This is a genomic window from Pseudoflavonifractor phocaeensis, from assembly GCF_038439875.1.
Classification (GTDB): Bacteria; Bacillota; Clostridia; order Oscillospirales; family Oscillospiraceae; genus Vermiculatibacterium.
In genome coordinates this window covers 132,744-144,941 of sequence record NZ_JBCDMT010000003.1, presented here as the reverse complement: position 1 = coordinate 144,941, position 12,198 = coordinate 132,744, and the positions used below count along the sequence as shown (strand labels likewise).

At 63.6% G+C, this 12,198-nt stretch carries 10 protein-coding genes and 1 tRNA gene; 9 read left to right on the top strand and 2 right to left on the bottom strand.

The genetic code is table 11. The annotated features are described in order from the left end of the window. Positions 1-2: 2 nt before the first annotated feature. The 7 genes from murB to cls all read left to right on the top strand — a co-directional run bounded on the left by murB (position 3) and on the right by cls (position 9,835). Positions 3-944, top strand: coding sequence for a UDP-N-acetylmuramate dehydrogenase (gene murB / locus AAEU42_RS05370; RefSeq protein ID WP_342232509.1), 942 nt, complete (start codon positions 3-5; stop codon positions 942-944). A 13-nt stretch (positions 945-957) separates the two neighbouring features. Beyond that, positions 958-1,821 carry an RNase adapter RapZ gene (gene rapZ, locus AAEU42_RS05365; RefSeq protein ID WP_342232508.1) on the top strand — a complete coding sequence of 288 codons (864 nt, stop codon included), beginning with the start codon at positions 958-960 and terminating at the stop codon, positions 1,819-1,821. After that, a complete protein-coding gene (locus AAEU42_RS05360; RefSeq protein ID WP_342232507.1) occupies positions 1,821-2,831 on the top strand; it encodes a gluconeogenesis factor YvcK family protein in 1,011 nt (336 codons plus the stop codon). Before rapZ ends, AAEU42_RS05360 begins: the two co-directional genes overlap by 1 nt. A 15-nt stretch (positions 2,832-2,846) precedes the next feature. Beyond that, positions 2,847-3,740: a DNA-binding protein WhiA gene (gene whiA / locus AAEU42_RS05355; protein ID WP_342232506.1), complete on the top strand. Its 894-nt coding sequence runs from the start codon at positions 2,847-2,849 to the stop codon at positions 3,738-3,740. A 483-nt stretch (positions 3,741-4,223) separates the two neighbouring features. Then, positions 4,224-7,703 (top strand): DNA polymerase III subunit alpha, encoded by a 3,480-nt coding sequence (locus AAEU42_RS05350; RefSeq protein ID WP_342232505.1) that lies wholly within the window; start codon positions 4,224-4,226, stop codon positions 7,701-7,703. 12 nt (positions 7,704-7,715) lie between these two features. Further along, complete coding sequence (locus AAEU42_RS05345; protein ID WP_342232504.1) at positions 7,716-8,264, top strand: GNAT family N-acetyltransferase; 549 nt, start codon at positions 7,716-7,718, stop codon at positions 8,262-8,264. 29 nt (positions 8,265-8,293) lie between these two features. Further along, positions 8,294-9,835: a cardiolipin synthase gene (gene cls / locus AAEU42_RS05340; RefSeq protein ID WP_342232503.1), complete on the top strand. Its 1,542-nt coding sequence runs from the start codon at positions 8,294-8,296 to the stop codon at positions 9,833-9,835. Positions 9,836-10,105: 270 nt separating this feature from the next. Here cls and AAEU42_RS05335 read toward each other — a convergent pair. Then, positions 10,106-10,182 (bottom strand) — tRNA-Pro (locus tag AAEU42_RS05335). Positions 10,183-10,354: 172 nt separating this feature from the next. Here AAEU42_RS05335 and AAEU42_RS05330 point away from each other — a divergent pair. Next, positions 10,355-10,807, top strand: coding sequence for a hypothetical protein (locus AAEU42_RS05330; RefSeq protein WP_342232502.1), 453 nt, complete (start codon positions 10,355-10,357; stop codon positions 10,805-10,807). Between the two features lie 23 nt (positions 10,808-10,830). Continuing rightward, a complete protein-coding gene (locus AAEU42_RS05325) occupies positions 10,831-11,325 on the top strand; it encodes a hypothetical protein (protein ID WP_342232501.1) in 495 nt (164 codons plus the stop codon). 43 nt (positions 11,326-11,368) lie between these two features. On the opposite strand, the gene AAEU42_RS05320 is transcribed toward AAEU42_RS05325, so the two are convergent. After that, positions 11,369-12,190: a hypothetical protein gene (locus AAEU42_RS05320; RefSeq protein ID WP_342232500.1), complete on the bottom strand. Its 822-nt coding sequence runs from the start codon at positions 12,188-12,190 to the stop codon at positions 11,369-11,371. Positions 12,191-12,198 lie beyond the last annotated feature (8 nt).

The window sequence follows — 12,198 nt, the reverse complement described above, 5'->3', positions numbered from 1 at the left end:
CCGTGGATAAATGGGATGCGTTGGAACAAGCGCTGCGTGAGGCCTGCCCCGGCCTGGAGACGCGGCGGGGGGAGCCCATGGCCCGGCATACCTCATTCCGGGTGGGGGGGCCGGCCGCCCTGATGGCCCTGCCCAAAACCCTGGGGAAGGCGTCGGTGGTCCTCAAGGCAGCCTTTGACGCGGGGATTGAGCCCTTTTTCCTGGGCAACGGCTCCAACCTGCTGGTGGCCGACACCGGGTATGACGGCCTGGTGATCAAGCTGGCGGGGGAGCTGGAGGAGATTCGCTATATTCCCCCCGAGAAGCCGGGGGCCAACGCCCGCCTGGAGGCGGGGGCCGCCGCTCTGCTGTCCCGGCTGTCCAAGGCCGCCCTGGAGCACGGTCTCACCGGCCTGGAATTTGCCCAGGGCATCCCCGGCAGCGTGGGGGGCGCCGTGACCATGAACGCCGGTGCCTATGGGGGTGAGATCGCCCAGGTGCTCCTGCGGGTGGTGTGCCTGGAGCGGGATGGCACCAAGCGGGTCTATTCCGGGACCAACTGCGATTTGCGCTACCGCCACAGCCGTTTTTCCGGGGGCGGAAGCCTGATTTGCCAGGCGGTATTCGCTCTGACGGAGGGGGACCGGGAGGAGATCAGTGCCCGGATGGAGGATTTCGCCGGCCGCCGCAAGGCCAAGCAGCCCTTGGATCTTCCCTCGGCGGGCAGTACCTTCAAGCGGCCCGAGGGGCACTTCGCCGCCGCCCTCATCGAGGAGTGCGGCCTGAAGGGGTTCCGTGTGGGGGGGGCCCAGGTCTCGGAAAAACACGCGGGGTTCGTAGTGAACACCGGGGGCGCCTCCTGCGCCGATATCCTCACCCTCATCGGGGAGGTCCGGCGGCGGGTGAAGGAGCGGACAGGGGTCACGCTGGAACTGGAAGTCAAGACGCTGGGCGTTTTGGAATAGGAGGGGGGATTTTATGGAATTCATTTTGATCTCCGGCCTCTCCGGGGCGGGAAAGAGCCAGGTGGCCTCCTTTATGGAGGACATCGGCTACTTTGTGGTGGACAATATGCCCGCCCCCCTCATCCCCAGATTCGCCGAGCTGTGCATGGCGGGCCAGGCCAAATACGACCGGGTGGCCATTGTCAGCGACATCCGGGGCGGACAGACCTTCGACGGGCTGTTTTCCGCCCTCTCCGATCTGACCGAGATGGGCTGCGCCTATAAGATCCTGTTCGTGGAGGCTGGCTCCGAGACTATCATCAAGCGCTACAAGGAGACTCGCCGCCGCCACCCCCTGGCCCAGAACGGCCGCTCCCTGGACGAGGCGGTCCACCGGGAGCGCACCATCCTGGAGCCGGTGCGCAAGCGGGCCGAGTACATCGTGGACACCACCGCCCTCTCCACCGCCAAGCTGCGGGGGGAGATCCTGCGGCTCTTCGGCTCCGGCGGGCCCCAGCAGGCCATGAGCGTCAGCGTCATCTCCTTTGGCTTCAAGTACGGCATCCCCATCGAGGCCGACCTGGTCTTTGACGTGCGCTTTCTGCCCAACCCTTACTATATCGCGGAGCTGCGGCATTTGACGGGGCTGGACAAGCCGGTCTTTGACTTCGTATTCGGCAATCAGCAGACCACGGACTTTATGGCCCACCTGGAAAACCTGATGGGCTTTCTCCTGCCCCAGTACGTGGAGGAGGGAAAGGCCGCCCTGGTCATCGCTGTGGGCTGTACCGGCGGCCAGCACCGCTCGGTGGCCGTGACCCGGGCCCTGGCGGATTTCATCCGGCAGAAAGGGTATAACGCCTCCGACAACCACCGGGACATGACGAGGGCCCAGTGATGGAGATGGGGAAGAACGACCGCCGCTGGGAGCAGGGCCCCCGGGTGGTGGCCATCGGCGGGGGGCACGGGCTGTCCACCCTCCTGCGGGGGCTGAAGCTCCACACCCGGAACCTGACCGCCATCGTCACCGTGGCCGACGACGGGGGCGGATCGGGGATGCTCCGCCATGACCTGGGGATGCCCCCGCCGGGGGATATCCGCAACTGCATGGAGGCTCTGGCCAACACCGAGCCCCTCATGGAGGAGCTGCTGTCCTACCGCTTTACCGAGGGGAGCCTGGCGGGCCAGTCCTTCGGCAACCTGATCCTGGCGGCCCTCAACGGCATCTCCGGCTCCTTTGACGAGGCGGTGGCCAAGATGAGCCAGGTCTTGGCCATCACCGGCCGCATCCTGCCCGTGACCAACGCCAACGTGGCCCTCCAGGCCACCTTTGAGAACGGGGCCACGGTGGTGGGGGAGTCCAAGATCGCCGCCTTCAAGAAGGCCCAGGACTGCCGCATCCGCCGGGTGGAGCTTCTGCCCGGGCGCCCCCCCGCCCTGCCCGCCACCCTGGAGGCCATCGCCGGGGCCGACCTCATCCTGCTGGGGCCGGGGAGCCTCTACACCAGCGTCATTCCAAACCTGCTGGTGGAGGGGGTGGCCGGGGCCATCTGCGCCTCCGGCGCCCCCAAGGTGTATATCGCCAACATCATGACCCAGGACGGGGAGACCGAGGGCATGACCCTCTCCGACCACGTCTCTGCCCTGCTGGACCACGGCGGGCCCTGCCTGCTGGACGTGTGCCTGGCCAACTCCGCCCCCGTCCGCCCCGGCCTTCTGGAGCGTTACCGGGAGGAGGGTGCCGTGCCCATGGAGATCGACGTGGACCGGGTGAACGCGCTGGGGGTGGACGTGGTGGAGCGGCCTCTCACCTCGGAGGAATCCCCCTTCGCCCGCCACTCCTACGAGCGTTTGGCCCAGGCGGTGATGGACCTCTACGAGGACCGGGCCCACACCAAGATATTCTGACAGGAGGGGGCGGACATGTCCTTTTCCAGCGAGACCAAAAGGGAACTCTGCCGCCTGCCCATCACCCGCAAGTGCTGCGCCCAGGCGGAGTGCTACGGCGTTTTGCTCTACGCCAACCGTTTCGACCAGGGGGAGGCCCGGATCGTCACCGAGTCGGCGGACTTCGCGGCCCGGCTCCCCCTGCTTTTGAAAAAGGGGTTTCATATCGCCTTTGACCGCCTGCCGGACCCGGGGAGCGGCAAGCGGGTCTTTTCCATCACAGCGGCGGACAAGCTGGCCGTTCTTTCCGCCGCCTTTGGCTATGATCCCGGTTCCTCGGTGGCCCACCACATCAATTTCGGGGTGCTGGAGGAGGAACACTGCCGCTCCGCCTTCTTCCGGGGCGTCTTTCTGGCGGGGGGCTCGGTCACCGACCCGGCCAAGGGCTACCACCTGGAGCTGGCCACCTCCCACTACTCCGTGAACCGGGAACTGTTGACCCTTCTCCGAGAGGCGGGCTTCGACCCCAAATCCGCCGCCCGGGGGGCCAATCATATGGCCTATTTCAAGCGCAGTGAGGACATTGCCGACTTTCTCACCGCCATCGGGGCCCCTCTGGGGGCTATGGAGCTGATGAACGCCAAGGCGGAGAAGGACCTGCGGGGGGGCGTGAACCGCAGGGTGAACTGCGACGCGGCCAACCTGGACAAGGCGGTGGACGCCGCCCAGGCGCAGCTGGAGGCCATTCGCCGGCTGGAGGCGCGGATGCCGCTGGACGAGCTCCCCCCCAAGCTGGCGGAGGCGGCCCGGCTCCGGATGGAGAATCCGGACCTGACCCTCACCGAGCTGGCGGCGCTGTGCGAGCCGCCGATTACCAAGTCCTCCCTCAGCCACCGGCTGAAAAAGCTCTCCGAGCTGGCGGAGCAGTAAGGCCCGCCCACGAGGCGGCGGCGGGCGGCTGATAGCCGCCCCTACAAGGAAAGCCCGAGTTATGTGTGGTACAACATGATTGGTACCACGTACCCGTAGGGGCGGATATTATCCGCCCGAACCCACCCCCAATCAAGCACACGTCAGCGGCAGCCCCCTCTCAGTCAGCTCCGCTGACAGCTCCCCCGGAGGGGGAGCCCTTGGCAAAGCCAAGCACACGCCAGCGGCAGCGGCGCCAGAAAAACCACAAGTTGACAGACGCACCCGTGCTTATACCCCTATCAACAAGCAGTAGACCTTCTACTAAAAAGGGAAACTGCGACCAGGTCAGCACCAGAGACTTTTCTTTGGGGGTCTGGGGGATGTTTCTTTTCCTCGGGAAAAGAAACATCCCCCAGAAGGCCGCACGTCCCGACGTGCAATCAGTGAGTACACAAACACCCGCCCGCCATCTCCGCACGAAAGAAAAAAGGAGGTCCCACCATGGCTTTTGCCCACCTACATATCCATACTGAATACAGCCTTCTGGACGGGGCCTGCCGTATCCCTAAGCTGGCCAAGCGGGTCAAGGAACTGGGCCAGACCGCCGTCGCCATCACCGACCACGGCAACATGTACGGCGTCATCGATTTCTACCGGGCCTGCAAGGCGGAGGGGGTCAAGCCCATCATCGGCTGTGAGGTCTACGTGGCCCCCCGCACCCGGTTCGACCGGGTCCACGAGCTGGACAGCTCGGCCCGCCACCTCATCCTGCTGTGCAAGAACGAGGTGGGCTACCGCAACCTCTCCCACATGGTGAGCCAGTCCTACACCGAGGGCTTCTATATCAAGCCCCGCATCGACCTGGACCTCCTGCGGGAGCGCCACGAGGGGTTAGTCTGCCTCTCCGCCTGCCTCGCCGGGGAGCTGCCCCGCCGCATCCGAAACGGGGACTACGAGGGGGCCAAGGCCCACGCGGTGGAGATGGACGCCCTCTTCGGCCGGGGGAATTACTACCTGGAGCTCCAGGACCACGGCCTCCAGGACGACCCCGCCGTCATCGCGGGCCTGGCCCGCATCCACGAGGAGACCGGCATCCCCCTGGTGTGTACCAACGACGCCCACTACCTGGAAAAGAAGGACGCCCGGACCCAGGACATTTTGATGTGCATCCAGACCGGCAAAGTGGAGGACGACCCCAGCCGGATGCGCTTCGAGACCGAGGAGTTCTACGTCAAGAGCGAGGCGGAGATGGCCGCCCTCTTCCCCCAGTACCCCGAGGCGCTGGAGAACACCCAGAAAATTGCCGACATGTGCCAGGTGGACTTCGAGTTCGGCGTCCACCACCTGCCGGAGTTCCACCTGCCGGAGGGGGAGAGTGACCCGGACGCCTATTTTGAGAAGCTCTGCCGCCAGGGCTTTGCCCGCCGCTACCCGGACAGCCCCCGGGAGTACGTGGAGCGGCTGGAGTACGAGATGGGCGTCATCCGGCAGATGGGCTTCGTGGACTACTTCCTCATCGTCTCCGACTTCATCGGCTACGCCAAAAGCCACGATATCCCCGTGGGGCCGGGCCGGGGCTCCGCCGCCGGGTCCATGGTGGCCTACTGCATGGCCATCACCGAGATCGACCCCATGAAATACGGCCTGGTGTTCGAACGGTTTTTGAACCCGGAGCGGGTCACCATGCCCGATATCGACGTGGACTTCTGCATCCGCCGCCGTGGCGAGGTCATCGAGTACGTCCAGGACAAGTACGGCGCCGACCACGTGGCCCAGATCGTCACCTTCGGCACCATGGCCGCCCGGGGGGGCATCCGGGACGTGGGCCGGGTGCTGAACATGCCCTACGACCGGGTGGACCAGATCGCCAAGCAGGTGCCCACCACCCTCCACATCACCCTGGACGACGCCCTGAAAATCTCCAAGCCCCTCAAGGAGCTGTACAGCGAGGACGAGGACGTGAAGCTCCTCATCGACACCGCCCGGGCCATCGAGGGGATGCCCCGCCACGCCTCCACCCACGCCGCCGGCGTGGTCATCACCCGCCTGCCGGTGGCCGACTACGTGCCCCTGGCGAAAAACGACGAGTCGGTGGTCACCCAGTTCCAGATGACGGTACTGGAGGAGCTGGGCCTTCTCAAGATGGACTTCCTGGGCCTTCGGAACCTGACGGTGCTGGACGACGCGGTGAAGCTGGCGCGGAAGACCGACCCCGCCTTCACCCTGGAGTCCATCCCCGACGGCGACCCCGAGGTCTTCCGGATGCTCTCCGAGGGGCGCACCTCCGGCGTGTTCCAGATGGAGTCGGCGGGCATGACCGGCGTCTGCGTGGGCCTCAAGCCCAAGGACATCGAGGACATCACCGCCATCATCGCCCTCTACCGCCCCGGCCCCATGGAGTCCATCCCCCGGTTCATCGCCTGCAAACAGGATTCCAAGCTCATCCGCTACAAGCACCCCTCCCTGGAGCCCATCCTGGCGGTGACCTACGGCTGCATCGTCTACCAGGAGCAGGTCATCGAGATTTTCCGCAAGCTGGCGGGGTATACTCTGGGACAGGCTGACATGGTGCGCCGGGCCATCTCCAAGAAGAAGCGGGCCCAAATCGAGAAGGAGCGGGCCTCCTTCGTCCACGGGGACCCGGAGCGGGGCATCGCGGGCTGCGAGGCCAACGGGGTGGACGTCAAGACCGCCGAGGCCATCTACGACGAGATTGAGGCCTTCGCCGAGTACGCCTTCAACAAGGCCCACGCCGTGGCCTACGCCGTGGTGGCCTACCAGACCGCCTGGTTCAAGTGCCACCACACCAAGGAGTACATGGCGGCCCTCCTCACCTCGGTGCTGGATTTCAGCGAGAAAGTGGCCGAGTACATCGGCGAGTGCAAGAACTGCGGCATTGCCCTGCTGCCCCCCGACGTGAACCAGTCCGGGGCAGACTTCACCGCTACGGCGGAGGGCCTCCGGTTCGGCATCGCCGCCATCAAGGGGGTGGGCCGGGGCTTCGCCCTCCAGATGTTGGCCGAGCGGGAGAAAAACGGCCCCTTCGCCTCCTTCCCGGATTTCTGTTCCCGGATGTTCGGCAACGACTGCAACAAGCGGGTGGTGGAGAGCCTCATCAAATGCGGCGCCTTCGACAGCCTGGGGGCCAGACGTGCGCAGCTCCTGGCCGTGAGCGAGCAGGTGATGGACGCCATCGCCAAAAGCAAAAAGAACACCCTGGAGGGGCAGTACGACCTCTTCGGCGGCGGGGAGGAGGGCCCCGGCCAGGCCCCTGACGTGCCCCTGCCGCAGATTCCTGAATTTTCCCGTCATGAATTGATGAAAATGGAGAAGGACACCACCGGCCTCTACCTCACCGGCCACCCCATGGACGAGTACCGGGAGCAGGTGAAGAAGCACAAGGCCGCCCCCATCGGCTCCATCCTGGCCGACTTTGACCAGCCCCAGGGCCCCCAGACCTATCAGGACGGCCAGCGGGTGCTGCTGGCGGGCATCGTCAGCTCCTCCAAGACCAAGACCACAAAAAACAACACCCTTATGGCCTACGTGGGCCTGGAGGACGACACCGGCGCCATGGAGCTGCTGGTCTTTGCCCGGGCCCTGGCTGAGTGCGGGCCCTACCTGAAGGAGGGCTCGGCCCTGCTGGTGGAGGGCCGCCTTTCCGTCCGGGACGAGAAGGCCCCCCAGCTCATGTGTGACCGGGCCCGTCCCCTGGGGGAGGCCGACGGGACGGCTCCGCCTCCGGCGGCCGCCCAGGCCCCGGCCAGCGTGGGCAGCAAGGTCTATGTCAAGATCCCCGGTGCGGGGGACCCGAGGATGCGCAAGACCAAGCTGGTCCTCAATATGTTCCCCGGCAGTCAGCAGATCATCTTTTACTGCGCCGACACCCAGAAGCGCCTGGGGGCTGCGGGGCAGCTTCATCCGGCCCTGGTGGGCGAGCTCAAGGAGATTTTCGGCGCGGAGAACGTCGTGGTGAAGTGAGGAGGAGCAGGTATGGAAATTCCCGCGCGGACGGTCCCGCTGAAGGGGGGCCGTCAGGCTGTGTTGCGAAGCCCCGCCCCGGAGGACGGGGCGGAGATGCTGGCGTTTTTGAAGCGCTGCTATGGGGAGACGGAATTCCTCCTGTGTTACCCTGAGGAATTCACCCAGAGTGTGGAGCAGGAGGCGGCCTTCCTGGAGGGGATCCTGGCCGACCCGGACACGGTGATGATCTCCTGTGTGCTGGATGGGGAGATCGTGGGGAACTGCCAGATCTCGTTCCAGCGGCAGATGAAGATAAGGCACCGGGCCTCGGTGGCCGTCGCCGTCCTAGAAAAGTGCTGGGGCCTGGGGATCGGCACCGCCATGTTCAACCTCATGATAGAGCTGGCCCGGGAGCGCCAGGTCCTCCAGCTGGAGCTGGACGTGTTCGAGGGGAATGGACGGGCCAGGGGGCTCTATGAGAAGATGGGATTTCACGTGGTGGGGGAAAAGCCCAACGCCGTCCGGCGGAAGGACGGGACCATGCTGAAGGAATACTCTATGGTACGGGAGCTGTCATAAGCTAAGCCAAGCAGAAAGGAGGCGGCCTCATGTCGCTGAAAAAAATGGCCTCGGTCATCTTCCACCGCACGGTGCTGGTGGCCGTTCTTCTGGTGGTGCAGGTAGGGCTTCTGGCGGCCATGGTCATGCGTTTTTCCGACTACTTTGTCCAGTTTTATCTGTTCTGCGTTGTGATCTCCGTCCTGGCGGTGCTCCATGTCATCAACAGCAAGGGGGATCCGGGCTACAAGATCGCCTGGCTCGTCCCCATCCTGCTGGTGCCCGTGTTCGGGGGGCTGGTATATCTGCTGTGCGGCGGCAACCGGCTCTCCCCCAGGGTCCAGCGGAAGATGGAGGGCATGGACCACCGCCTGATGGAGGTGCTGGACCAGGACCGGAAGGCGGAGGCCCTGGCCCCCTTCGGACGGGACGCGGTGAACCAGTCCCGCTATCTGGAGGCGTACGCCCACTGCCCCCTCTACACCAACACCTACACCAAATATTACCCTTTGGGGGACGACGCCTTCCAGCCCATGCTGGAGGAGCTGCGCAAGGCGGAAAAGTATATCTTTCTGGAGTATTTCATCATCGCCCCGGGAAAGTTCTGGGACAGTGTGCTGGAAATCCTGGAGGAGAAGGTCCGCCAGGGGGTGGACGTGCGGGTCATCTACGATGATGTGGGCAGCCTCTTCACCCTCCCCAAAAACTTTGACAAAGAGCTGGAGGCCAAGGGAATCCCCTGCCGGGCCTTCAACCGGTTCGTGCCGGTGCTGTCGGTGCGGCTCAACAACCGGGACCACCGGAAATTCTGCATCGTGGATGGCCACACCGCCTTTACCGGCGGCATCAACCTGGCCGACGAGTATATCAACCAGGTGGTCCACTACGGCCACTGGAAGGACAGCGCCATCCTCCTGAAGGGGGAGGGGGCCTGGTCCATGACCGTCATGTTCCTCACCATGTGGGAGTATATCAACTCTGTCACGGAGGACTACGCCGCTTACCGTCCCACAGCCCTGCCGCCCGAGGCGGAAAAGGGCCGGGGCCGCTGGGTCCAGCCCTACGCCGACAGCCCGCTGGACGGGGAGCCGGTGGGGGAGACGGTATACCTGAACCTCATCACCAAAGCCAAGGATTACGTCTATATCATGACCCCCTATCTCATCATCAGCGACAGCGTCAACACGGCTTTGTGCAACGCCGCCAAGAGCGGGGTGGACGTGCGGATCCTGACCCCCCACATCCCGGACAAAAAGACGGTCTTTGAGCTGACCCGGGCCCACTACGGTCCCCTCCTGGAGGCGGGGGTGCGGATCTTCGAGTACACGCCGGGTTTCCTCCACGCCAAGAGCTTCGCCGTGGACGACCTCTATGCCACGGTGGGCTCCATCAACCTGGACTACCGGAGCATGTTCCTCCACTTCGAGGACGGGGTGTGGCTGTGCGGGGATCCCACCGTGCTGGATGTGAAGCGGGATTTCCTGGCCACCCAGACCATCAGCCAGGAGATCACCCTGGAGGAGGTACACAGCCAGAGCTGGCTGCGCCGTCTTTTCCGCTCCATCCTCCGGGTCTTTGCCCCCCTGATGTAACCCCATTTCCAAAGGGTGCCGGGCTTCACCTATGAGAGCGATTTGTGGCGTAGCCCTCTACACTTCCGACATGGTTCTCCGAAGAAAGGGATTGTAGTCCTCTGGCATTGACTTTGACATCTAGGGCGTGAGGAGCATTAGAAGACTAAGGACTTGGTGTGGCCGCCAAATAGGGAGAAAATACCGTTGCCTCTAGAACTGGGAAAGATGTATAAAGTGTGTATTGAATAAATTAAAAGTCCTAGAGCTATTACAGCTCTAGGACTTTTTTGGTCCGAGTGACTGGATTCGAACCAGCGGCCTCTTGAACCCCATTCAAGCGCGATACCAAACTTCGCCACACCCGGATATGCAGTTGTCACCCTCAAAGGGCTTGATTATATTATCATGTTTTGCAGGAAAAGGCAAGCCCTTTTTTGAAATTTTTTGCCCTCCTCGGGAAAAATAACCTACGCCTTGCAATTTTGGCTGAAATGTGGTTAGATAGACCCATTCAATCCAAAGAATGGAGGCACCGCCATGTTTCAATTCTTCCAAAGCCACAAGGAGGAGAAAATAGAGATTAACCGCCTGATGGATGAGGCTTACGCCAAGGGTCTGCCCGCATATCAGCGGGAAATCGGCCAACTGCTGGACGAGGCGGAAAGCGCCGGAAAAAACGACCTGGCCCAGGAGGCGGAGATCGCCATGGGCCACTATCTGGAGCGGGTGGCCGTCTCTCTGGACAGTGCCTTACGCAAGGCGGAAAACGAAGAGATCAAAGACCGCTATGCCAAGGCTAAGGCAGAACCCGCCCTGGCCGGCGTGGAGGCCAAGGAAAAGCCCGTCCCCCTAAGCGCGGGGGATCTTTTCCGCATCCTCTATTACGCCTATACCGGCAAAAAGGCCGGCGGACAGGATGCCCAGCGGCAGGATTTCCTGCTGGGGGCCTATGTGGACCGGGCGCTGAAACAGCTGGAACGACCCATTTGAATCGAAGAAAGGAACCCACCATTATGGAATACGAGCACTGCTGCCACGATCACGACTGTCATGACCACGGCTGCGGAGGGTGCGGGGGCTGTTCCCCCGCCGAGATTACCCTGACCCGGCCCCAGGCCGTTTTTCTGGCCCGTTTTGACCAGACCCCGTTTCTGCCCCTGGCCCGCTTTTTGTACCTCTCCTCCCAGGAGGATGAGCTGGAATCGGTGGGTCTGGCCGCGGTCCATCTGACCGGCGGCGAGGATCTGGAGGCCGCCAAAGCCACGGGAACTCTATTGGAGCAGCTGGCCGGGATGGGGCTCATCACCCTGGATTATGATATCCCCCTCTCCAATTATGATTACGCCGAGTACGAGGCCTCCCCCATCTTTGCCCAGTTTCGGCAGGCGGTGGCTGAAGGGGCGGGGCGGCCCGGCTTCCTATTCGACACCGCGGCTCTGGAAAAGGGCAGCATGGCCCTCACCGATCTGGGGCTGGCCGTGCTGGAACGGGTCATGGAACTGCTGTAAAATGGAAAAAGGGAGCGCCTTTGGGCGCTCCCTTTTTTGCGTGTTACCCGCAGCAGCCGCAGCCGCCCTGTCCGGGGACATCGGGCGGGAAGAACTCGTCGACGGGGAACTTGACGTGGCGGAAGATCTCGCAGGGGTCATCCTCACAGTGGCCGCTGTCGCAGGTGCACTCCTTCTCGGGCATACAGTAGTCGTAGACCGGAATGAGCAGCTGGGTGTCCCGCTCCAGACGGATGAGGGAGAACTGGCCCAGAGAGACATAGAGCCGCTTGCCCTCGCCGCCGAAGCACAGGTCGCTGCCGAAGCAGGCGCAGATGCAGGGCGGGACGTCGGTGAGCTCGCAGTCGCAGGGACGGCACTCGCAGGGATCCACCAGCTTGAGGCCCAGGACCAGAGGATCCACAGCCTCCACAACCGCAGTGGGCTGGTTGACCTTGGGCAGGTTCTGGATATCCAGGCCGTCCAGGACGGTCTCGGAGGAGAAGGTCTTGGAGCTGCCTTCGCTGCCGAAGAGGATGACCCGCTTGTCAAAGACAGCCAGGCCGCAGACCTCCACGGGCCGGGCGGCGCCCACGAAGGCGTCGGCGGTGATGCGGTAGAAGTAGCGCACATCTACCGTGTAGAAGCCCCGGTTGAAGCTGATGGGCTCCACATCGGTGGATACATAGATGAGCTCCGCCTTGCCCGCCTTGACGCAGATGGCGCGGTCAATGGCGCACTGGGAACTCTGGGTGGGATAGACGCGAAGGTCTTCGACGCAGTCCTTATCACGGCATGAGTCGATGATCTTCTTGGTGTGTACACAGACGGCCTCTCGGATGCACGCGGCATCCTGAACAGGGCCGGGCATGACCTTTTCAGGCATGTTGGTTA

Excerpts from the sequence above, each read along its gene's own strand:
- rapZ (WP_342232508.1), top strand. The coding sequence starts at position 958 with ATGGAATTCATTTTGATCTCCGGCCTCTCCGGGGCGGGAAAGAGCCAG.
- AAEU42_RS05360 (WP_342232507.1), top strand. The coding sequence starts at position 1,821 with ATGGAGATGGGGAAGAACGACCGCCGCTGGGAGCAGGGCCCCCGGGTG.
- whiA (WP_342232506.1), top strand. The coding sequence starts at position 2,847 with ATGTCCTTTTCCAGCGAGACCAAAAGGGAACTCTGCCGCCTGCCCATC.
- AAEU42_RS05350 (WP_342232505.1), top strand. The coding sequence starts at position 4,224 with ATGGCTTTTGCCCACCTACATATCCATACTGAATACAGCCTTCTGGAC.
- AAEU42_RS05345 (WP_342232504.1), top strand. The coding sequence starts at position 7,716 with ATGGAAATTCCCGCGCGGACGGTCCCGCTGAAGGGGGGCCGTCAGGCT.
- cls (WP_342232503.1), top strand. The coding sequence starts at position 8,294 with ATGTCGCTGAAAAAAATGGCCTCGGTCATCTTCCACCGCACGGTGCTG.
- AAEU42_RS05330 (WP_342232502.1), top strand. The coding sequence starts at position 10,355 with ATGTTTCAATTCTTCCAAAGCCACAAGGAGGAGAAAATAGAGATTAAC.
- AAEU42_RS05325 (WP_342232501.1), top strand. The coding sequence starts at position 10,831 with ATGGAATACGAGCACTGCTGCCACGATCACGACTGTCATGACCACGGC.
- AAEU42_RS05320 (WP_342232500.1), bottom strand. The coding sequence starts at position 12,190 with ATGCCTGAAAAGGTCATGCCCGGCCCTGTTCAGGATGCCGCGTGCATC.